This window comes from Polaromonas sp. P4_F6 (assembly GCF_056401275.1).
Genome location: NZ_JBFUJQ010000007.1, coordinates 152,206 through 174,173 on the forward strand (window position 1 = coordinate 152,206; position 21,968 = coordinate 174,173).

Annotated in this window: 21 protein-coding genes; 5 read left to right on the forward strand and 16 right to left on the reverse strand. The window is 63.0% G+C overall.

The window, feature by feature from the left end:
* Positions 1–4 precede the first annotated feature (4 nt).
* The 3 genes from AC1DUN_RS17305 to AC1DUN_RS17315 form a co-directional block, all read right to left on the reverse strand.
* Entirely contained in the window at positions 5–1,426 is a 1,422-nt protein-coding gene (locus tag AC1DUN_RS17305; RefSeq protein ID WP_477715032.1) for a TolC family protein, read from the reverse strand.
* Positions 1,427–1,436: 10 nt separating this feature from the next.
* On the reverse strand, positions 1,437–1,745 hold the full coding sequence (locus AC1DUN_RS17310) for a hypothetical protein (protein ID WP_477715033.1): 309 nt from the start codon (positions 1,743–1,745) through the stop codon (positions 1,437–1,439).
* A 128-nt stretch (positions 1,746–1,873) separates the two neighbouring features.
* Positions 1,874–2,260, reverse strand: a complete 387-nt coding sequence (locus AC1DUN_RS17315) for a hypothetical protein (protein ID WP_477715034.1) — start codon at positions 2,258–2,260, stop codon at positions 1,874–1,876.
* A gap of 345 nt (positions 2,261–2,605) precedes the next feature.
* On the opposite strand from AC1DUN_RS17315, the gene AC1DUN_RS17320 reads away from it, so the two are divergent.
* From AC1DUN_RS17320 to AC1DUN_RS17335, 4 genes are all read left to right on the forward strand, one after another.
* Complete coding sequence (locus AC1DUN_RS17320; protein ID WP_477715035.1) at positions 2,606–3,004, forward strand: hypothetical protein; 399 nt, start codon at positions 2,606–2,608, stop codon at positions 3,002–3,004.
* Between the two features lie 76 nt (positions 3,005–3,080).
* Positions 3,081–4,367, forward strand: coding sequence for a TolC family protein (locus AC1DUN_RS17325; RefSeq protein ID WP_477715036.1), 1,287 nt, complete (start codon positions 3,081–3,083; stop codon positions 4,365–4,367).
* Positions 4,364–5,992, forward strand: coding sequence for an efflux RND transporter periplasmic adaptor subunit (locus tag AC1DUN_RS17330; protein WP_477715037.1), 1,629 nt, complete (start codon positions 4,364–4,366; stop codon positions 5,990–5,992). The genes AC1DUN_RS17325 and AC1DUN_RS17330 overlap by 4 nt, the downstream gene beginning before the upstream one ends.
* Positions 5,989–9,150, forward strand: a complete 3,162-nt coding sequence (locus AC1DUN_RS17335) for an efflux RND transporter permease subunit (protein WP_477715038.1) — start codon at positions 5,989–5,991, stop codon at positions 9,148–9,150. Before AC1DUN_RS17330 ends, AC1DUN_RS17335 begins: the two co-directional genes overlap by 4 nt.
* A 106-nt stretch (positions 9,151–9,256) precedes the next feature.
* Here AC1DUN_RS17335 and AC1DUN_RS17340 read toward each other — a convergent pair whose 3' ends face one another.
* The 12 genes from AC1DUN_RS17340 to AC1DUN_RS17395 form a co-directional block, all read right to left on the reverse strand.
* A complete protein-coding gene (locus tag AC1DUN_RS17340) occupies positions 9,257–10,408 on the reverse strand; it encodes an ABC transporter substrate-binding protein (RefSeq protein ID WP_477715039.1) in 1,152 nt (383 codons plus the stop codon).
* A 141-nt stretch (positions 10,409–10,549) separates the two neighbouring features.
* Positions 10,550–11,263, reverse strand: a complete 714-nt coding sequence (locus tag AC1DUN_RS17345; protein ID WP_477715141.1) for an ABC transporter ATP-binding protein — start codon at positions 11,261–11,263, stop codon at positions 10,550–10,552.
* Between the two features lie 19 nt (positions 11,264–11,282).
* Positions 11,283–12,035 carry an ABC transporter ATP-binding protein gene (locus AC1DUN_RS17350; RefSeq protein WP_477715040.1) on the reverse strand — a complete coding sequence of 251 codons (753 nt, stop codon included), beginning with the start codon at positions 12,033–12,035 and terminating at the stop codon, positions 11,283–11,285.
* The gene (locus AC1DUN_RS17355) at positions 12,035–13,048 is read right to left on the reverse strand and encodes a branched-chain amino acid ABC transporter permease (RefSeq protein WP_477715041.1); all 1,014 of its coding nucleotides are present in this window, start codon (positions 13,046–13,048) and stop codon (positions 12,035–12,037) included. The genes AC1DUN_RS17350 and AC1DUN_RS17355 overlap by 1 nt, the downstream gene beginning before the upstream one ends.
* Positions 13,049–13,053: 5 nt before the next feature.
* Positions 13,054–13,971, reverse strand: a complete 918-nt coding sequence (locus AC1DUN_RS17360; protein WP_477715042.1) for a branched-chain amino acid ABC transporter permease — start codon at positions 13,969–13,971, stop codon at positions 13,054–13,056.
* Between the two features lies 1 nt (position 13,972).
* The gene (locus AC1DUN_RS17365) at positions 13,973–15,157 is read right to left on the reverse strand and encodes an ABC transporter substrate-binding protein (protein WP_477715043.1); all 1,185 of its coding nucleotides are present in this window, start codon (positions 15,155–15,157) and stop codon (positions 13,973–13,975) included.
* A 73-nt stretch (positions 15,158–15,230) separates the two neighbouring features.
* On the reverse strand, positions 15,231–15,551 hold the full coding sequence (locus tag AC1DUN_RS17370; RefSeq protein ID WP_477715044.1) for a non-heme iron oxygenase ferredoxin subunit: 321 nt from the start codon (positions 15,549–15,551) through the stop codon (positions 15,231–15,233).
* A gap of 3 nt (positions 15,552–15,554) precedes the next feature.
* A complete protein-coding gene (locus AC1DUN_RS17375) occupies positions 15,555–16,043 on the reverse strand; it encodes an aromatic-ring-hydroxylating dioxygenase subunit beta (protein ID WP_477715045.1) in 489 nt (162 codons plus the stop codon).
* A complete protein-coding gene (locus AC1DUN_RS17380) occupies positions 16,040–17,329 on the reverse strand; it encodes an aromatic ring-hydroxylating dioxygenase subunit alpha (protein ID WP_477715046.1) in 1,290 nt (429 codons plus the stop codon). The genes AC1DUN_RS17375 and AC1DUN_RS17380 overlap by 4 nt, the downstream gene beginning before the upstream one ends.
* A gap of 39 nt (positions 17,330–17,368) precedes the next feature.
* On the reverse strand, positions 17,369–18,064 hold the full coding sequence (locus tag AC1DUN_RS17385; RefSeq protein WP_477715047.1) for a fumarylacetoacetate hydrolase family protein: 696 nt from the start codon (positions 18,062–18,064) through the stop codon (positions 17,369–17,371).
* A 33-nt stretch (positions 18,065–18,097) separates the two neighbouring features.
* On the reverse strand, positions 18,098–19,147 hold the full coding sequence (gene gtdA, locus AC1DUN_RS17390; RefSeq protein ID WP_477715048.1) for a gentisate 1,2-dioxygenase: 1,050 nt from the start codon (positions 19,145–19,147) through the stop codon (positions 18,098–18,100).
* Positions 19,148–19,184: 37 nt separating this feature from the next.
* Positions 19,185–20,168, reverse strand: a complete 984-nt coding sequence (locus AC1DUN_RS17395; RefSeq protein WP_477715049.1) for a 2Fe-2S iron-sulfur cluster-binding protein — start codon at positions 20,166–20,168, stop codon at positions 19,185–19,187.
* Between the two features lie 152 nt (positions 20,169–20,320).
* Here AC1DUN_RS17395 and AC1DUN_RS17400 point away from each other — a divergent pair, with 152 nt between their 5' ends.
* Positions 20,321–21,226: a LysR family transcriptional regulator gene (locus AC1DUN_RS17400; protein ID WP_477715050.1), complete on the forward strand. Its 906-nt coding sequence runs from the start codon at positions 20,321–20,323 to the stop codon at positions 21,224–21,226.
* Between the two features lie 103 nt (positions 21,227–21,329).
* On the opposite strand, the gene AC1DUN_RS17405 is transcribed toward AC1DUN_RS17400, so the two are convergent.
* Positions 21,330–21,863, reverse strand: coding sequence for an arsinothricin resistance N-acetyltransferase ArsN1 family B (locus tag AC1DUN_RS17405; protein WP_477715051.1), 534 nt, complete (start codon positions 21,861–21,863; stop codon positions 21,330–21,332).
* Positions 21,864–21,968 lie beyond the last annotated feature (105 nt).

Here is a 21,968-nt window from a genome sequence, read left to right on the forward strand (position 1 = left end):
GGGCTTAGTGGCCACCTTCGGCGCCAGCACCGGCAGCGCCCGACACGGACATCGCGCCCATGGCAGTCGGTTTGCCGATCATCGAAGCAGCCAGCGCGGCGTCGGCCAGCCAAAACTGCTGGTAGGCGTTGATGGCGGCCGTGACGCTGGAGATCTGCTCACGGGTATCGGCCAGAAGCTCGAAGACACCGATCAGCATCCCGTTGTAGCGAAGCACGTTCTCTTCGGCCATCGTCTTGCGCAGCGGAACGACCTCGTCGCGGTAATGCCTGGCGACGTCATAGGCCGTGCGATAGGCCGAATAGCTTTCGCGCAGCTGGGACGAGGCGCCGCGCACCGTGCTTTCGTACCGGTTGGCCGCGGCCAGGGACTGCGCGTTCATCGCGTCGCGCCGGGCCGATCCCCAGTCGAAGATCGGCAGGCGGATGCCCAGCTCGTAACCCCTGCGGGACTTCCTGGTTCCCTCCGCATCGTCGAAGACGGTGTCGCGGCGGATTCCGAGCTCCACATCCACCAGGCTGGTGAGCAGGTTCAGGCCTTGCGAACGCCCGGCCACGTCGAGCTGATGGCGCGCCATCTGGACGTCAATGCGCTGCTCGGTCGCGTTGGCGCTCACCGAAGCAGGCTGGCGAGGCTCTTTGGGCAGATCGGGCAGGCGTTCAGGCAGCTTCAACCGGTCGGCCTGGGCATCCGTCAGGCCCAATTGCCGGATCAACTCCTCCCGCGCGGCCGTCGTGGCGTGCCGGGCGGATGCCAGCAGCGCTGCCGAGTCGGCGTAAAAGCTCTGCTGGCGAGCCCGCTGCAGTTTGTTGAAATTCCCCACCTGCTGCATGCGCCTGGCGAGTTCGGCGCCTGCTTGAGCGGCCGTGTTGACCTGTTCCGCGTACTGCAGGCTTTGCTGCGCGGCAACGGCCCGCACCCAGGCCTGGCGCACCTGCGTCACCTGCTCGACCACGCTGGCACCGAGCTGCACCTTGGCCTGGGCGACCTGCCCGCGCGCAATCGACACGCGCTGGGGCAAGGTCAACAAGTCCAGCAAGCCAAACGACAGCAGACGCCCAAGCTCCAGTTCCGGGCCCATGCGGGTGCGCTCAAAGGTAAACAGCGGATTGGCGATACGGCCGTTTTGGCTTGCCGTGGCCATATCGGACCAGCTTTGGGCCAACAGGGCCTGCACCGCAGGGCTGTTGGCCAGCGCCAGCTGGACGGCGTCGTCCATGCTCAGCGGCTTGGCCAGCAATTCGTCCGTGAGTTTGCCGCGCGCCTGGCGCTGCTGATCGGTACGGCTGAGTTCAAGCTTGCCCTGGCTGAAGCTGTTGGTGCTGCCGTTGGTGTCCTCAAGGGTCTGGTCAAAGTTGACCGAGGCGCAACCGGCCAGCACAAGGGTCGCTGTGGCGAGCGCGCCGAGTTTAAAAATGGTGTTCATGGTGCCTCTGTCAGGGTTTGGCCGGCGCGTTTCGCGCATCGCCCGACGGCGCTGCTTCAGGCGCCTGCGCTTGCCTGGCTTCCTTGGCGTACACACGCCAGCCGCCAATTCGGGCGGCGGCGTCGTTGGCTTCCTTCCAGTTGACCGTGGCTTCCTCGGTGTAGGGCTTGTAGCCGTCCATGGCCGAGCGAAAGGCCGGAGGCGGGCTCGCCTGGGTGGTGGGCGCCGGTGTGGCGGCCGGTGCGGGGCTTTGTGCGGTCGACAGGCCAGGCAAAGCAGATATCAGAACCAGCCCGTAGGCCAGCAGGGGTTTAAACATGGGATTCCTCGCGGTTTCATGGAACGGCGACAACAAAGGCATCCCCCTCAAGGGAGATCAGCTTTGATGGCGAACGATGAAAAGCACCCGCGCTACGGACCGGGAAGGTCCGCAGCCAGCCGGGTGCGTCAGGCGCGAGGTGGTTTCTCGGGCAGGGCCGAGGGAACGCTGTGGATCAGGGCCGAAGGCTCGACGTATGCAGCGTTGGGAGCGGAATGAATTGCCACTGTCTGAGGGGCGGCGGTCATGCCGACAAGGTTGCAGCAAGAAGCACATACGCCGCATTTGTGGGCAGCGTCGGGCAACTGGTTTTGCACGTCCAGGGCCTGTTCGGAATCGGCGGCCTGCGTTGCCTCTGCATGCATTGCGTGCTCGTGACCATCATTGGAGGCATCCGCATGATGATGGTGAGCCTCCGGATCGCTTGGCGCCTGCAGAATCATATGGTCGGCGCTCTTGCCGCAATATTGCATGGATGCCGAGGCAAAGCCCTGCATGGGCAAAGCCAGCATCATGAGCCAGAGCAGGAAGGTGCAAAAACGCGACATAGGGTCTTGATTCTATAGATTCATTTTGGTTCCGCGTGAGCGCGCGATAGCGAGCATGCCGTGGGGATGCTTCGCGAAAGTGGAGGAATACCCGCGACGGCAAACTATGGCACAGCGACACCGTTCAAGCACTTTAAACCTTACCCCTATGGCAAGGTCAAGCGTCTTCGTCGAAGCTCCTGTAAGAATTTGAAGCGCAGTACAACATGACACGGGCGACCAGGCTGCCCGCTGCAATGCAGCCGAGTGATGCGGCCCAAGCTGAAACTTTCCCGCGTACCTCTGGTCACATATGTCCATTAAACTCAGCCCATGACCCGAAACCGTCGCCACCGCCTGATCACAGTGCTCTTCGCACTGGTCAGCTTGCTGTTCATGCAGCTGGCGGTGGCTGGCTATGTTTGCCCCGGTTCCGGATCCAAAATCGCCGAAGCGGCCGCGATGGCCGAAGCCGGCATGCCTTGCGCCGAATCCATGCCGCTCAGCATGGACGACCAGCAGCCCAACCTGTGCCATGCGCACTGCCAGACCGGCCAGCAGTCCGCCGATAAGCACGAACTCAGCTCTCCCATTTCTCTAGGCGCCTTGCCCGCCAATTTCAGTTTGCAGGTTGCCATCCCGGTGTTCTCTGAAGCGCCGCTGCAGGCGCCTCATTTGCAGCGCACCACCGCGCCCCCTGCCTCCATCCGGAACTGCTGCTTCCGCCTCTGACCTTCCAGACCGCCTAGCTCCTGTCTGATGCGTTTTCCGTGCATCGACAGGTCGTTACCCGTGCTCTGGAGGTTTTATGTTGATTCCCTTTCCGATTTATCGGATTGCCGCTGCGGCCTTGATGGTCGCGATGGCGTCCGCGTCGTGGGCCGCTGACCCTTTGACCCTGATCGAGGCACAGCGCATCGCCGTCGGCCGGTCCCAGCAATTGGTGGCCCAAGGCGCGCTGACTGTAGCGGCTCGCGAGCAGGCCATCGCGGCCGGCCAGCTCCCCGACCCGGTGCTCAAATTCGGCATCGACAACCTGCCGGCCGACGGTGCGGACCGCGGCAGCCTGACACGCGATTTCATGACCATGCGCCGCATCGGCGTCATGCAGGAAATCACCCGCTCCGAAAAGCGCCAACTGCGCTCGGAACGTTTTGAACGTGATGCGCTGCGGGTGCAGGCGCAGCGCCAGCTAACCCTGACCAACCTGCAGCGCGACACGGCGCTGGCCTGGCTGGACCGCTATTACACCCAAGCCATGCGCGAACTGGTGCAGCAGCAGATTAAGGAAACCCGGCTGCAGGTGCAGGCGGCCGACATCGCCTTTCGAAATGGCCGGGGCAGCCAGGCGGATGTGTTCGCCGCCCGTAGCGCGGTGATCCAGCTGGAGGATAGGCTCAGCCAGATTGACCGGCAGTCACGCAACGCCGGTTTGATGCTGGCCCGCTGGGTGGGCGCGCCGGATGCAGAGCGACCACTGTCCGGATCGCCGCCCTGGCAAACCACTCCGTTGCAGGGTGAGGTTTCAAGCGAACACCTCAAGCAGCACCCTGATCTGCTGGCCATGAGTGCAGAAGTTGACGCCGTGGAAACCGATGCCAGATTGGCCCAAGCGAACAAACAAGCCGACTGGAGCGTCGAGGCCAGCTACGCCCAGCGCGGCCCGGCGTACGCCAACATGATTTCCATCGGTGTCTCCATTCCGTTGCAATGGGACCAGAAGAATCGCCAGAACCGCGAGCTGGCCGCCAAGTTAGCGATGGTGGACGAAGCCAAGGCCCGCTACGAGGACATGCTGCGCAACCATGAGGTCGAAGTCCGTGGCTGGCTCAGCGACTGGCAAACGGGCAAGGACCGGCTAGCCCGGTACCGCAATGAGCTGATCCCTACAGCCCGCCAGCGCACCGAGGCTGCACTGACAGCCTATCGCACAGGCAAGAGCGACCTCGGCGGCGCGCTGGCCGCACGCCGCGATGAGATCGATACCCGTATGCAGGCCCTGACGCTGGAAATGGAAACGGCGCGATCCTGGGCCCAGCTCAATTTCCTCGTCCCCGAACACAGCATGCCGGCACAGGCCAAGGAACAGCCATGAACAAAAAATACCTTATTACCGCGCTGGTCGCTGCCGGCGTTCTCAGCGCTGCGGGCTATGGCCTGTACGTCCTGGGCATAAAAAACGGCAGCAGCATGGCGGCAGTCGCCCCACCCAGTGAAGCGCCAGCGGCTCCAGCAGCTTCGCCCACAGCCGGCCCCCAAGGCATCGCCGAAGGTGAAGAGGCCACGCGCCGTCACATCAGCGCGGGCCTCAAGGCGGGTGATACCGATCCCGTCACCGGCCGCAAGATCCTGTACTACCAGGACCCCATGGTGCCGGGCAGCAAGTTCGACAAACCCGCCAAGTCACCATTCATGGACATGATGCTGGTGCCGGTCTATGCGGACAGCGGATCCGATCAGGGCAAGGTCACCATCAGCCCACGAATCCAGCAGAACCTCGGGGTTCGCACCGCTACCGTCACCGAAGGCACGTTGTCGCCTCAGGTCTCCGCGGCCGGCAACATTGCTTTCAACGAACGCGACCAGGCCACCGTGCAGGCCCGGGCGACAGGTTATGTTGAGCGTCTTCATGTACGCGCCACGCTGGATGCGGTGGCCAAGGGCCAGCCTTTGGTGGACCTGTATGTCCCGGACTGGGTGGCGGCTCAGGAAGAGTTTTTGTCCCTCAAACGCATGCAGGGCAATGACCTCGGTTCGCTGGTCGACGGTGCGCGCCAGCGCATGCGCCAGGTGGGCATGAATGACGAACAGATCCGCCTGGTGGAGGCCAGCGGCAGGGCGCAAGCCCGCACCACGATCATGGCGCCATTGGGCGGTGTGGTGGTGGAGCTGCTGGCACGCGAAGGCATGACGGTGTCGGCGGGGATGACCCTGTTTCGCATCAACGGACTCTCCACAGTCTGGGCCAATGCCGAAGTACCCGAGAGCCAGGCGGCGCTGCTGCGTCCCGGCGCCAGGGTACAAGCCCGCAGCCCGGCCGTGCCTGGTACGACCTTCGAGGGTAGGGTGCAAGCCATCCTGCCGGACGTCAACGCGGCGACGCGTACGCTGAAAGCCCGGTTGGAGCTGGTCAATCCGGGTTCACGCCTGGTGCCGGGCATGTTCGTGACCATGCAGTTCATGGACATGCGCGCCGAGAAGGCTTTGCTGGTCCCCACAGAAGCCGTGATCCAGACCGGCAAACGCACGGTCGTGATGCTGGCCGAGGAGAACGGCCGCTTCCGGCCCGTAGCGGTCGAAGCTGGCATTGAAAGCGGCGGCCAGACAGAAATCAAAAGTGGCCTGCAGGCGGGCCAGCGTGTGGTGGTGTCCTCGCAATTCCTGGTCGACTCGGAAGCCAGCCTCAAGGGCGTGGAGGCCCGCCTCAACAGCGAGGCTGCCCCGCCACTGGCGCGGCATCCCGGCGAAGCGCAGGTGATCGCCATCGACAAGGACGGCGCCGTGCTGGCCCATGGCCCGCTGCCCACGGCCGGCATGGGCGCCATGACCATGGAGTTCAAGGCGCCGGCCGGCGGCATGCCGCGCAATGTGGCCAAAGGGGACAGGGTCCAGTTCGAGTTTGTGATGCCCAAGGACGGCGAGCCGACCTTGACCTCCATCAAGCCTGTGGCACCTGCTTCCCCAGCGCCAAAAACTCCGGCCTCGGGAGCTCAGCGATGATGGCCCGCCTGATTCGCTGGTCCATAGGCAACCGCTTCCTGGTGCTGCTGGCCACGCTGATGATCGCCGCCTGGGGCGTGTACTCGGTGATGAGAACGCCGCTGGACGCCTTGCCCGACCTGTCGGATGTGCAGGTCATCATCCGCACCACCTATCCCGGCCAGGCGCCCCGCATTGTGGAGAACCAGGTCACCTACCCATTGACTACCACCATGCTGTCGGTGCCGGGGGCCAAGACGGTGCGCGGCTATTCGTTTTTTGGTGATTCCTACATCTATGTGCTGTTTGAGGACGGCACCGACCTGTACTGGGCTCGCTCCCGCGTGCTGGAGTACCTGAACCAGGTCCAGTCGCGCCTGCCGGCGGCGGCCAAGGCCTCGTTGGGACCGGACGCCACCGGTGTGGGGTGGATTTACCAGTACGCCCTGATAGACCGCAGCGGCACCCAGGACGCCGGGCAATTGCGCGCCCTGCAGGACTGGTTTCTCAAGTACGAACTCAAGACCGTGCCCAATGTGGCCGAGGTCGCCTCGGTTGGCGGCATGGTGCGCCAATACCAGATCGTGCTGGACCCGGACAAACTGGCCTCCTATGCGATTGCGCATACCAAGGTGGTCGAAGCCATCCAGAAGGCCAACCAGGAAGCCGGCGGCTCGGTGCTGGAGCTTGGGGAGGCCGAGTACATGGTGCGGGCCTCGGGCTATTTGCAAAGCCTGGAGGACTTCCGCGCCGTTCCGCTTATGACCTCGGCGGCCGGCATTCCGGTGCGCCTGGGCGATGTGGCGCGCATCCAGATCGGCCCGGAGATGCGCCGCGGCATTGGCGAACTGGACGGCGAAGGTGAAGCCACCGGCGGCGTGATCATCATGCGCTCCGGCAAGAATGCGCTGGAGACGATTGCTGCCGTCAAGGCGAAGCTACAGACCCTGCAGGCCAGCCTGCCTAAGGGGGTTGAAATCGTCCCGACCTACGACCGCTCAGGCCTGATCGAGCGTGCCGTGGACAACCTCACGCACAAGCTACTGGAAGAATTCCTGGTGGTGGCCGTGGTGTGCTTCATCTTCCTGTTCCACCTGCGCTCGGCTTTTGTGGCCATCATCTCGCTGCCGCTGGGCATCTTGGCCGCCTTCATCGTGATGCACTACCAGGGCGTTAACGCCAACATCATGTCGCTGGGCGGTATCGCGATTGCCATCGGCGCCATGGTGGACGCCGCCGTGGTGATGATCGAGAACGCCCACAAGCACCTGGAACATTGGGGTCACAATCACCCAGGCGAAACCTTGGAGGGTGATGCGCGTTGGCGGGTGATTGGCGATGCGGCGGCTGAGGTCGGACCGGCGCTGTTCTTCTCGCTGCTGATCATTACCTTGTCGTTTATCCCGGTGTTCACCCTGGAAGCCCAGGAAGGACGCCTGTTCTCGCCGCTGGCATTTACCAAGACCTACGCCATGGCGGCAGCGGCCGGGCTGTCGGTGACCTTGATTCCGGTACTGATGGGCTACCTGATTCGCGGCCGGATTCCCGATGAGAAGTCCAACCCGCTGAACCGCCTGCTGATCGCCCTTTACCGGCCGATGCTGGAGGTAGTACTGCGCGCGCCAAGGCTCACCTTGCTGGTCGCCGGTATCGTCCTGGCTATCAGCCTCTGGCCGTTGCAGCATATCGGCGGCGAGTTCATGCCGCGGCTGGACGAGGGCGATTTGCTCTACATGCCGTCCGCGCTGCCGGGCCTGTCGGCCGGCAAAGCCGGCGAGCTGCTGCAGCAGACCGACCGATTGATCAAGACCGTGCCCGAGGTCGCCAGCGTGTACGGCAAGGCCGGCCGCGCCGAGACAGCGACTGACCCGGCCCCCATGGAGATGTTTGAGACCACCATCCAGTTCAAGCCGCGCGAGCAGTGGCGAGCCGGCATGACCCAGGACAAGCTGGTGGAAGAACTGGACCGCATCGTCAAGGTGCCAGGCCTCTCCAATATCTGGGTGCCGCCGATCCGTAACCGCATCGACATGCTGGCCACCGGCATCAAGAGCGCGGTAGGCGTCAAGGTGGCCGGCGCCGACCTGGTCACGATAGACCGGTTGACCGGCGAGATTGAGCGGGCGCTCAAGGACGTTCCCGGCGTAACAAGCGCCCTGGCCGAGCGCCTGACCGGCGGGCGCTACATAGACGTCAATATCAAGCGCGATGCGGCATCCCGCTTTGGCCTGAACATTGCCGACGTTCAATCGGTCATCAGTTCTGCCGTGGGCGGCGAGAACATCGGCGAGACGGTCGAGGGTTTGCAGCGCTTTCCGATCAACATGCGCTACCCCCGGGAAATCCGGGACTCGCTGGAAAAGCTGCGCAGCCTGCCCTTTGTGACGGAACGCGGCCAGCGCCTGGTGCTCTCGGACGTGGCCGACATCCGCATCACCGACGGCCCGCCCATGCTGCGCAGCGAAAACGCCCGCCTGTCAGGCTGGGTCTATGTAGACATCCGAGGGCGCGACCTGCGCTCGGCCGTGCAGGACATGCAGAAAGCGGTCGCGGAAAAGGTCAAACTGCCACCCGGCTATTCCGTCTCCTGGTCCGGCCAGTTTGAGTTCCTGGAGCGTGCCACCGCCAAGCTCAAGGTGGTGCTGCCGTTCACCCTGCTGATCATCTTTGTGCTGCTGTATCTGACCTTCAGGCGCTTTGACGAGGCCTTGCTGATCATGGCTACGCTGCCGTTTGCCCTGGTGGGCGGCATCTGGCTGCTGTACCTGCTGGGCTACAACCTGTCGGTAGCGGGCGCCGTCGGGTTTATCGCCCTGGCCGGGGTTTCCGCCGAGTTCGGCGTGATCATGCTGCTGTACCTGAAGACCGCCTGGGATGACCGACTCTCCCAAGGCAAGACCACGGCGGCCGACCTGCTCGATGCGATCCAGGAAGGTGCGGTATTGCGCGTGCGGCCCAAGGCGATGACGGTGGCGGTCATTCTGGCCGGCCTGTTTCCCATCATGTGGGGAACGGGAACCGGTTCCGAGGTCATGCAGCGCATTGCCGCGCCCATGGTCGGCGGGATGATCACCGCTCCCTTGCTGTCCATGTTCGTCGTTCCAGCCGTGTATCTGCTCATGCGCAGGCCTCGGGAGCACCGGGTCGCCGGCAAGCTGCTGAATTCCATCGAAATCTGACCCAGGTATGGAGTGAACCCCTAGGACTGGACCACGGGGCCCACTCTCATTGGTGTTCGACGTACTTCATTCATGGCAACCCGCGCACTGCGGGGTTTGGGGGCGCTTATTTTTGAAGGTTGCCGCTGGAATTCACGATGGAGAGGTCTACACCCCCCCAGCCGGTCCGCTGGCTGGCTGTGTAGTTGACAAAGACACCTCCCAGGTTGTATTCGCCCAGGCTGGACAAGGCTTGCAGCACGCCGGCGCGGGTCGGCGTCTTGCCCGCGCGCCGGACGGCTTCCACGGCAATCTTGGCGCCCATATAGCCTTCGAGGCTTGAGAAAGACAGGGCCTCGCCCGGTGCGTACTTCTTCATGTCAGCTTGATATTCGGTGATGACCGGCTTGGAAGGAACAAAGGGGAAAGGCACCGCCTGGCTCAACACGATGCCGCGTGCCTTGTCCTTGCCGACGGCATTGACCAAACCGTCGTGCAGCAGCACCGACAGGCCGTAGATCTGCACCGCCCCCCCGGGGACGTCGCGGACAGCCTTGACGAATTCAAACGCAGGCTTTCCCGCGGCCAGCAAAATAATGCCCTTGGGGCGGATCTCCGTGATGGCGGCTGCGGCTGCGCGAACACTCGCATCCAGCTTGTCGGGTGCGGCGTCAAGCACCTGCTGCGTCACGATTTTGACGCCCTGCGGCCCGCTGAGCTGGGTCGTCAACTGCGCCAGGGGCGGGCCGAAGGCGACGCTCATATTGACGATGGCCAGCGAGTCCTTGCCCCAAGTCTTGGCTTCCTTGAGCAGGCTGCCAACTTCATCCGCATAGCCGCTGCGCAGGGGAAACACATTGCTGGCGGAAACCACATTTTTATCGCCCTGCAGCGGCGCGATCAGCGCGATGCCGTTCTTGCCCGGCAAGTCCTGTTTGGCGATTTCGGCGAGTCCGCCGCTGTTGAGAAAGCCCAACAGCCCTACCACCGCCGGATCGCCGATGAGTTGCTGGGTCAGCTCAAGCATCTTCGGGGCCTGCAGGCCGTCGTCAAGCGTGACCAGCTTGAGCTTGTTGCCCTGCAGGGTGCTGCCCGCATTGACTTTGTCGAAATAGGCCTGGATACCTGCTGCCATGCCTTTGGCGTTCGCCGCCGATGTCGGATTGGTCTGCGAAGCGACCTGCCCGAAGACAAGCTCGATGGCGTGGCTGGACATCGGCAAGACCAGGATCACAAGCGCGGCCATGGTGGCCTTGAGGTGGGTGCAATTGAGAGCCATGTTGTCTCCTTTATTACTTTGGCCAGTACATCACCAAAGAAAAGTAATTCAAATGGGTTAAACCCCGAGATGTCGTACTACGCTGACCGAACGCAGCCCTCAAGCAATAAGTTCGGTCGCCGAACTTGCTGTGAAGGTGATTCAGACGCCCAGGTATTGGTGAACGATTTCTGGCTGCCCGCGCAATTCATCCGAGCTGCCTTGCCAGACCACGCGGCCTTTTTCAATCACAAAGTGCCGGTCGGCCAGGCCCATGAGCGCTTTCACGTTTTTATCGATGACGATCTGCGACAAGCCTTCCTTCTTCAAGTCAGCAAGGGCACGCCAGATTTCGTTTCGAATCACAGGGGCCAGGCCCTCCGTTGCTTCGTCGAGCACCAGCAGCCGCGGGTTGGTCATCAGCGCGCGGCCGATGGCCAGCATTTGCTGCTCGCCCCCCGACAGCTGTGATCCCAAATTAGCGCGACGCTCTTTCAACCGTGGGAAAAAAGCATAGACACGGCGCAGGTCCCAGGGTTCTCCGTGGCTCTTTTTGTCGTCCCGGGCGGTCGCCACCAGGTTTTCCTCGACCGTCAGATTGGGAAACACCTGCCGGCCTTCGGGCACCAGCGCCAGGCCCTGGCGCGCGATGCGGTGCGAAGGTAGACGGTCTACACGGGCGCCAGCCACCGACACGCTACCGGAGGCCACGGGCAGCATGCCGAACAAACATTTGACGGTGGTGGAGCGGCCCATGCCGTTGCGCCCCAGCAGGGTGACCACCTCACCCGGGCCGACGTCGAACGAGATGTCAAACAGCGCCTGCGCATGGCCGTAGGAAGCCTGCAGGCCTTGGACGGATAAAAACGGTGTCATGATTTTTTCCTTGTCCGCTTCATGCTTCGGCTTCTTCACCGAGATAGACCGCCCGCACTTCCGGATGGTTGCGGATTTCCTCAGGCGTTCCGGTGAACAAAATCTTGCCGTAGACCAGAACGCTGATGCGGTCTGCCAGCGCAAACACCGCATCCATGTCGTGCTCAACCAGCAGGATGGTGTAGAGCCGTTTCAGACTTTTCAGCAGCGAGATGACGGCGGCGGATTCCTGAACACTCATGCCGGCCATGGGTTCGTCCAGTAGCAGGAACTTCGGCCCGGCGGCCAGGCTCATGGCCAGCTCCAGCTGCCTGCGCTCGCCATACCCCAGGTCGGCCGCCGCAACATGGAGGCGATGCGCGAGGCCGGTGGCTGCCAGCGCTTCTTCGGCGAATTTGCGTGCTTTTTTGTCCGCCAGCATCGGCATCCAGAACTTGAAGGCATGCTGGCGTGAACCGAGCGCCGCGAATGTGGCGTTCTCCAGCACGCTGAAGTCCTCAAAGATCGAGGTGATCTGGTACGAACGCAACAAGCCAAGCTTTGCGCGTTCATGAATCGGCAAGGCGGACACATCCGTGCCCTCGAACCAGACGCGGCCGCTGTTCGGCGCCAGCTCGCCCGACAGCTGGTTGATCAGCGTGGTCTTGCCGGCACCGTTGGGGCCGATGATGGCGTGCAGTTCTCCCTCGCCGATGTCGAGCGACACCGCGTCGGTGACCAGCAGCGCGCCGTAGCGTTTGGTGAGTGATTCGGTGCGAAGTACGCTGGCCATTACAGGGCTCCTTGCGCGGCATCCGTCGCCGCAACGACCGATGGAGCGGCTTTGGGGACCGGCTTTTCCCGGGAATCAAAGCGCTGCAGCAGCCCGATGATCCCGCGGTTTCCCAAGAGCGTGACAATGACGATGAAGGGACCGAAGATGACCATCCAGTGTTCGGTGTATCCCTTCAGGATTTCTTCCAGACCGAGGAAAACCAGCGCCCCCATCAGGGGGCCGAACACCGTGCCCAGGCCGCCGATCACCACGATGACGATCAGCTCGCCCGAGACCGACCAGGCCAGCGTGCTGGGCGAGGCGAAGGCATTGAGGTTGGCCAGCAGCAGGCCGGCCACGCCGCACAACATGCCCGACATCACATAGGCCAGCAACTGGTAGCGCAGCACCGGGATGCCGGCGGCATTGACGCGTCGCGTGTTCTGTTTGGCCCCCCGGATCACCATGCCGAAGGGCGCGACGCGCAGCCTGGCCAGCCACCAGATCGACAGGACCAGGACCACGAAGGCCACAACGTAGACGCTGGTCGCGGACGACAGGTCGAGCGGGCCGAAACGGCTGGGCTGGGCGATGGACATTCCGTCATCGCCGCCGTAGTTCTTCAAGCTCACGAACAGGAAGTAGCCCATCTGGGCGAAGGCCAGCGTGATCATGATGAAGGCGATGCCGCTGGTGCGCAAGCTGATGGCGCCCGTGACCAGCGCGACCAGGCCGCACGCACCCAGGCACAGCGCGAGGTGCATCCAGCCGTTGCCGATGCCGTGAAAAGAGGCCAGGCCGACGGCATACCCTCCGAGCCCGAGAAACAGCGAATGGCCGAAGCTCACCAGCCCGCCGTAACCCAGCGCCATGTTCAGCGCGCAGGCGGCAATGGCGTAGATGATGATGCGCGCGAAGAAGGCGACATAAAACGGCTGGCCGGTGGCCTGCGCGACGAAAGGCACGGTCGCCAGCAACAGCAGGACCAGCAAGGGAACCCAGGTGCTGGGGCGTGAAAGAAGTGGGTTCATGGTTGTCACCTGTTGGCTGGAAAGAGGCCTTGCGGACGCCAGGCCAGAACCACCGCCATCAGCAGGTAGACCAGCATGGAGGCCAGCGCCGGGCCGGCCGCGTCGGCGAGCGAGCGTTCGGTGACCTGCCGCAGCATGAAGGGCAAAAATGCGCGGCCCAGGGTGTCGACGATGCCGACAATCAGCGCAGCATAAAAAGCGCCTGTGACCGAGCCGATGCCACCGATCACGATGACGACCAGTGTCGTGATGAGCACCGACTCGCCCATGCCGGACTGCACCGACAGGATGGGCCCGGCCATCGCGCCGGCAAGGCCTGCGAGCATGGCACCGACCGCAAACAGCATGGCGTTGAGCAGGCGGATATTCACGCCGAGCGCGGCGACCATCGCGGGGTTCACCGCGCCGGCCCGGATCAGCATGCCCACGCGGGTCTTGTTGATCAGCAGCCAGGAACCCACAGCAACCACCAGTCCGACGACGATGATGGCAAAGCGGTAGGCCGGGTAGCTGAAGCCGGCGACGGGGATGGCGCCGCTCAGAAACTCCGGCACCTGCAAAAAAACCGGCTGCGGGCCCCAGATGATGCGCACCAGTTCATTGAAGAACAAGACCAGGCCGAAGGTGGCCAGCACGTGGTCGAGATGGTCGCGCCGGTAGAGGCGCGCGACCGCGACGAACTCCAGCGCCAGGCCCAGCAGCAGCGAGCCCAGCATGGCCGCCAGCAGCGCCAGCCCGAAGGAGCCGGTGTACTGGAAGGCCGTGGCCGCGAAGTACGCGCCCATCATGTAGAGCGAGCCGTGCGCCAGGTTGACGAAGCTCATGATGCCGAAGACCAGCGTCAGGCCTGCCGCCAGCAAAAACAGCAGGACGCCGTACTGCAGGCCGTTGAGCAACTGCGCGAAAACAATCGTGCCGTTCATGTCACTTCAGCGCGCACTGCGCATGGTAGGCATCGGACTGCTTGGGCAAGGGGGTTGCGATGAGCTTTCCGACGACATTGCCGCCGCTCTTGACGGCTTCGAACGCGTAGTAGTTCTGCACCGGCAGGTTGTTGTTGTTGAACGCGAATGTGCCGCGCACCGACTTGAACTCGCTGCCGGCCGCCTTGACCGCCGCGGCGAGTGCCTTGGCATCGCCGGCCTTGGCCTTGCCCAGGGCGATATTCAGGATGTTGGCCGCGTCGTAGGCCGTCGCCGCGTATGCGCTGGGCGTGCGTTTGTATTTGCGTTCGAAGTCGGCAACGAACTTTTTGTTCTCCGGCGTGTCAAGCGCCGCGTCCCACATCGCGCCGCTGATGCTGCCAAGGGCCGCGTCGCGCAGGCCCGGCAGGGTTGTGCCGTCGACGGTGAAGACGGAATACAGCGGCACTTTGGCCATCAGGCCGGCCTGGCTCATCTGCTTGATGAAGTTGACGCCCATGCCGCCCGGGTAGAACACAAATACCGCATCGGGCGCGGCAGCCTGCAGTTGCGCCAGTTCGGCGGAGTAGTCAGGCTGGTTCACCTGCGTGTAAACCTCGTCCACGACCTGGCCCTTGAAGTAGCGCTTGAAGCCGGCCAGCATGTCTTTGCCGGCCTGGTAGTTGGGCGCCATCAGGTAGACCTTTTTCAGGCCCTTGTCCTGGGCCAGCTTGCCCATGGCTTCGGCCGCGCCGTCGTTCTGCCATGCGGCGGAAAACACATTGGCCTTGCAACCCGCGCCGGCCAGCGGCGACGGGCCGGCATTCGTGGCGATGGCCACGGTGCCCGACTCGACGATGCGCGGCAGGCTGGCCATCAGCACATTGGAAAAGCTCAGGCCCACGATGGCATCGACCTTGTCCTTGTCGATGAACTTTCGCACGATCTGGCTGCCGATCTCAGGCTTGAGCTGGTCGTCTTCCTTCAGCACCGTGGCGGCCTGGCCGCCTAGCTTGCCGCCCAATTGCTCGACCGCCAGCATGAAGCCGTCGACCTGGTCCTGGCCGACGATGGCCTGCGGGCCGGACAAGGGTGCCATCAAGCCGATGGTGGCGGCGGCGCTGAACTGGCTGGCGCCGGCCAATACGAGCCCGGCCGCGGCGGTCAATGCATTGCGGCGAAAAGGCGTTTTGGGTGCTGGGTTCATGGTGTGTTGTCTCCTGTTTATCGTGTGGTCGGGTGGTCGGGTGGAATGGCGAAGGGGCTGAAAGGCTGCGGGTTCAGTCGGAAATTTGCACGAAGACGCGGCCGCCCTCGATACGCACGGGGTAGCTGCGAACGTCCTGCGTGATCGGCGCGCAGGTGCCGCGGCCGTTGCGCACGTCGAACTTTCCCTGGTGCAGCGGGCATTCAATTTCATAGCCGTCAAGAAAGCCGTCGCACAGGCGGGCATGGCCGTGGGTGCAGATGTTGTCGGTGGCGAAAATGCTGCCCTCGACCTTGTAGAGGGCGATGTCGCGGCCGCCGACCTGCAGGCCGATCACGTCGTCTTCGGGAACGCCGGCTTCTTCGGTGGCGTCCAGCCAGTTGGAGTTGCTCATGATTTAAATGGGGTAGATGATGGAATTGGGGATCATTTCGCTGTCGTATACGCACAGCCGCGAAGCGAACTTCAGGCCTTCGGGGGTGCGCACGATCACGTCGATGTAGCGGCCGACGTTGAAGACCGTCGACTCTTGCGACAGCTTGGTGCGAAAGACCGCGTAGTTGGCCTCCGACTCAAAGCGATCGCCGCCGGCCGCGCGAATCAGCGGCGCACCGACGACGTGGCGCTGGTAGTAGGGGTCATGGAACAAGGTCTCGCGGATGCCATAGACACGGTCTTTGAGCATGCCCTTGCTTTCAAAAAGCAGGGTTGCCAGCGGAAAACCGCGTTCATGGTTTTCCCGCGGGACCAGCTTGTAAAGGCAGTCCTCGGTGAAGAACTCCGGCCACAAATCCCAGTCGCCCGAATCGACCGCCTGGGCGTAGTCGGCATACAGCTGCGAGATTTGCAGATAGTCTTCGAAATTGACGGCGGCGGCGGTGGTCATACATCAGCCTCCATCACTTCACGCCAGTATTGGTACATGCCGCGTATCAATGTTTCCGTGACCATGTGGTCGGTGTCCTCGACGGTGCGCCCGCCGAGCTCGGCCAGGGTGCGGTGGCCTGGCTTCTGCTCGAAACCCTGTTGCGAGAACTCGATCACCTCACCATCGTCGGCCGACACAAAGCCGGCCGGGCCGAACAGGTTGGCCTGGCGCAGCCGGCGCTGCGTCATCTCTGGCGTGTCGTCCTCAAAGCCAAAGTGCGTCCATACGAAATCGAAGGAACCGTGGCCGTCGGGCTGGATGTGGCGCGTCGATACGCTGTTGACCTGCTGCTGCAGGATGACGCTGGGAAACAGGGTCATCATCACCGCGGTCGGGCCGCCCCACCAGGGCTCGGGCACGATGTCAAGAAAGCGCGGATCGTTGAGTTCCATGCTCTCTTTGAAGCTGGACACCTGGGTGACCTGGTCCGCCTTGCCCGACTGGCCGCGCGTGGAAATCATCGCGGCGTGGCGGTGGCGCGCATCCATTTTGAGTTCGGACTTGTTGTCCGCGCGCCAGAGGCCGAAGGTGACAAACCAGGTGTGCAGCAGGCCGGGGTGGTAGGGGTCCTTGATGTTTTCCTGCATCAGCTTCCAGTTGCCCGGGATGCGCTGGCGGTTGTAGCCCAGGATCTTCAGCTTCCGGCCGTCAAAGAGACGGTCGAAATAACCGAGGATCACCGGTCCAAGAAAGTCCTCGAGGGATTCGATGCCGTGGTCGAAGCTGGCAAATACCACGCCGCCGCGCGTGGCGACCTTCAGCTTGTTGAGGCCGTGGTCGGTGGTCTTGAAGTCCGCCGGCATACCCCCGTTGACCTTGCCGTCCTGCTTCACGCCGCGCCGGAACGGCACGCCCTGCAGGTCGCCCTTCAAGGTGTAGCTCCACTGGTGATAGGGGCACACAAACTCTCTTTTGTTGCCATGGCGTTCGCGGCAGAACTGCATGCCACGGTGGGCGCAAACGTTTTCGACAACACTGACGCCGCCGTCGGTGTCGCGCACCATGATCACCGAGCGTTCCCCGATCACCGTGCGCTTGAAGTCGCCGGCGTTGGGGATCTCGGCGTCAAGGCCGACGTAGTTCCAGTGTTTGGTGTAGAAAAAACGTTCAAGCTCTTTCCTGTGCTGGTCCGGGTCGGTGTACGCCATGAAGGGAATCCGGCTTGTGCCTTCGGACTCCCAATGGATCTTGATGGGAAAGGTGCCGGTGGATCCGGTCGTTGTTGGGGTGGTCGATGCGGTCATCGCTGTCTCCTTTTTCTTCGGTTAATCAGCGCCCGTGCTTCAGGCGGTCACCGTGACCGTGATGCCCGCCAGGCCGGCGATATCGCCTTGCATGACATCGCCCGCAAGCACGGCGTTCACGCCTTCGGGGGTCCCGGTCATGATGATGTCGCCGGGCTCCAGCGTTTCATATTCGGAAAGATAGGCGATGCATTCCGGGACCGACCAGATCAGCTTGGCGATGTCTGAGGATTGGCGGGCGTCGCCGTTGACGGTGACGCTGATGGCGCCTTGCGCGACATGGCCGCCGTCGGCCACGCGTGACAGCGCGCCGACGGGGGCCGACAGCGAGAAGGACTTGCCGAATTCCCACGGGCGGCCCTTGTCGCGCGCGTCGAGCTGCAGGTCGCGGCGTGTCATGTCCAGCCCCACGCCGTAGCCGTAGACATGGTCCAGCGCATCGGCCGCGGCGATGTCGCGGCCGCCCTTGCCGATGGCGACGACGAGTTCGATTTCGTGGTGGAAGTTGTTCGTCTTCGGCGGATAAGGAATGCTGACCGGCGACGACGCATCGACGGCCGCGTTGGCCGGTTTCATGAAAAAGAACGGCGGATCGCGATCCGGGTCCTTGCCCATCTCGCGCGCATGCGCGGCGTAGTTGCGGCCCACGCAAAAGATCCGGTTGACGGGAAAGCGCTCGCGGATGCCTGCGACGGCGAGCGTGGGAGTGGCGGCGGGTTCGATGGCGTAGTTCATGGGATGGTGTTCCGTTGAAAAGTTGAAAGTCGTTCAGGCGCGGTGTTCGCGCCACAGGCCGAGGGCCTGCTGCACCGGGCGGTCCGAATAGCTGAAGAGCACGGTATCCGGACCGGCGCGGAACTGGTGGCTATGCCAGGAGGGCACCACCATCACGTCGTTTTCATCGAGGCGGACGGTCTTGCCTTCAATGCTCGCTTCGGCGTGGCCGCTGAGGCACACGTACACCGTGCCATCGGTGCAGCGGTAGGGCCGTGTCTCAAAGCCTGCGGGAAGCAGCTGGGAGAACGCCGCCATCGTCGGCATGGGCGAGCGGCCGGTGGCCGGGTTGACGTAACGCTGCTTGTGGCCGAAGTGCGCGTCAGGCTCGCTGCCTGCGGCAACGGATTTCAACGATGCCAGCGTGCGCTCCCAGGGATAGACAAACACCTTGGTCGGCTCGGCAGGCTGCTGGTAAAAATCGACAGGCACCATGTTGGCGCCGTAGCGCGCCAGCGCATCGCCCTCCGGCCGGACGACGGCCTGGTAGTTGCTGTCGCTTTTCTCGGCGAATCCCGCATCGAGGAAACGCACAATGGGAATGTCCAGTCCGTCGAGCCACACCACCGGCTGATCGCCCGGGTTGCCGTGGTCGTGCCAGGTCCAGGCCGGTGTGATGATGAAGTCGCCGCGGCGCATGGTCGTGCGTTCGCCATCGACCGCCGTGTAGGCGCCTTCACCGTCCAGCACCAGCCGCAGCGCGGACTGGGTGTGGCGGTGCGCCGGCGCCACTTCCCCCGGCATGATGAGCTGCAGGCCGGCATACAGCGACTGTGTGATGCAGGATTGGCCGCGCAGCCCGGGGTTTTCCAGAATCAGCACGCGGCGTTCCGCCTCAGCCGCGCTGATCAGCGTGCCCGCTTCCATGACCCGTTGGCGCACGTCGGCGTATTTCCACAGATGCGGGACCGCCGGCGACTTCGGCGAGTGCGGCACCAGCGCGCCCAGCACTTCCCATAAGGGCGTCATGTTGCCCGCGCCGATGCGGTCGTAATAGGCTTTGCGGCTCAGCTGGGAATCAAGGTCGGTATTTCTGCTGTTCATGGGGGTTCCTGTTGTTCGATCTGATCGGTCTGATCGCTCAAGTGCCGCTGGCATAAAACGCGTCGGCATAGATTTGTTCGGGCAGCACGCCCATCTGGCGCACCAGCAGGCTGGTGGCCTCAACCATGGGGGGCGCACCGCAGAGATAGGCACGGAAGCCCTCAAGCCCCGGCCAGTCCTGGGCAATGGCTTCGGTGACCAGGCCGGTGCGGCAGCCGGGCGCCTGGCCGGATGCCAGCACGAGGTGCACCTTCAGTTGCGGATGCTGGCGCTGAAGCTCCGCCAGCCACTCGCGGCCATAGACGTCGCGTTCGGAACGAACGCCGAAATACAGGTGGATGCTGTTGCGCATGCCTTCGGCAATGACGCCGCGGATGATGGACAGAATCGGCGCCAGGCCTGTACCGCCGGCCACGCAAAGCATCGGCCCTTCATGCTTGCGGCGCAGGTAGGCCGAACCCAGCGGGCCGCTGACGCGCACCGCGTCGCCGACCTTCAGCGTATTGGCGATATAGCCCGTAACGCGGCCCTCGGCGACCAGGCGCACGTGGAACTCCAGCTCGCCGTCGGCACACAGGCCCGCCATGGAGTAAGGCCGGATGTGCTCGGGCGTGAACTGGAGCTGGGCGTACTGCCCCGGTGAAAACTCGATGGGCTTGGCCGGTTTCAGCCGCAGGCGTTTGATGTCGTGGGTCTGGTCTTCCACCGCGACGACGGTGGCCTTGACGATTTTTGCCGTATGGACAACGACCTCGTCGGGCTCGGGGATCTCGACAATGCAGGATTCCGTCAGAAAGGTCTGGCAGGCCAATACGTACTGGTCGCCATCCGCCACCGGCCGCTGCGCTTCCCCGCCCGAGGCGAGCACTTGCCCTTCGACGAGCTTGCAGCGGCAGGTGCCGCAACGCCCGGCCAGGCAGCTGTAGGACACCGGCACGTCGTTGGCGCGCAGGGCGTCGAGCAAGTTCACCCCTGCGGTAACGCTCAGCGTACGCTGGAGAGGGCGGACAAAAATTTCCATCGTGCTTGATCTGGTGGGTCTCGTGGGCAGCGGCAATCAGGGGCATCCGCTGCAATGAGGCCATGATCAAAGACCCACCAAAATCAGTCAATACAATGGCGTTAATGTTCTATATCATTTGAATCAATACTCCATACCACGAGGGGCCACAGATGGAACTCAAGGACATTGACCTGAACCTGCTGGTGATCTTTAACCAGCTGCTGACCGAAAGAAAAGTCTCCAAGGTGGCGGAGAACCTCGGGCTGGGACAGCCCGCCGTCAGCAACGCCCTGGCGCGCCTGCGCAAGCTGTTTGGGGATGAGCTTTTTTTGCGCACGTCGAGCGGCATGCAGCCCACGCCCTTTGCGGACCAATTGGCCGAATCGATAGGTTATGCGCTGGGCATGATCCACGGCGCGATCAACGTCAAGAATTCATTCGACCCCGCCAGCAGCAAACGGAGCTTTACCGTCGGGATGACCGACATCGGCGAAATCTACTTCCTGCCTCTCTTGATGGAAAAAATCCAGAAAGTGGCGCCCGGGGTTTCCATCAGCACGGTGCGCAATACCACCGTCAACCTGAAAGATGCCATGGAGGCGGGACACGTCGACCTGGCCATCGGGCTGTTACCCCAATTGAAGGCCGGATTCTTCCAGCAGCGTCTGTTCTCTCAACAATACGTTTGTGTGTTTCGCAAAAACCATCCACTGGACAAGCGAAAGATTTCCCCAGCGGATTTTTTTGCAAGCGACCACGTCGTGATTGCGTCCGCGGGAACCGGACACGGGAAAGTCGACGAAATTCTGGACAGCGGTTCACAAAAAAGACGCATACGCCTCACGGTTCCCCATTTCGTCGCGATTGGCCATATTCTTCAATCGACCGACATGGCGGCCACGGTTCCCGAGCGCCTGGCCGAAAAAATGGCGACGCCATTTAATCTCAGATACGTCAACCATCCCGTCAAGTTGCCGCAAATCGCCATCAATCTTTTTTGGCACGCCAAGTACCACAAGGACCCGGCAAACCAGTGGCTCAGGTCGCTTGTCTTCGAGACGCATTCGGACCGTTGATCCGCCGGCCCCGGCTTGTCTGGCCGGCAGTGAAAGCGCGTGGCCGCCGAGGATGCGGTTTCCGGCAAGTTCAGAAGGAAAACCCGCCGCGACAGGCCGGGATTTACCGGCCCTGATACGCCTTCAGTGGGCCAGGTTGCGCAAGTGCCTGAAGGGAGCGCTGCCACCAACCCACGTCGTGCCAGGCATTCAACTTGTAGCCGACCTTTCGGTAGATTCCGAGCGGCTCAAACCCCATCGATTCGTGGAGCGCCACACTCGCAGCGTTCGGAAGGGCAATACCGGCAAAGGCTTGCGCGTAGCCCAGCGTCTTCAGCTCCTCCAGCAGCGATTTGTAAAGCTGTTTGCCGATGCCTTGGCCGCGGGCGTCACTGCGCACATAGGCCGTCACGTCCACGGACCACTGGTAGGCGGCCCGTTCGCGATGCTTGCTGGCATAGACATAGCCGCTGACCTGGCCTGAAGCATCAAGACTCACCAGCCAGGGAAAGCGCTGCAGCGTGGTCGCTATGCGCATCCCCATTTCGTCGGCCGTTGGCGGCTCCAACTCGAACGAAATGGCTGTCTCGCGCACGATCGGGGCGTAGATCGCGGCAATGGCGGGTGCGTCATCTGTCGTGGCGGTACGGATATCCATGGTTAAACGCGCGCGGTAAAGGAGTGGCCAAAGTTTTCTTGTCCGGCATTTTGGGCGGGAGCAGCGGCACCCCAAATGCGCGGATCCCAAGGGCTGCGGAAATCC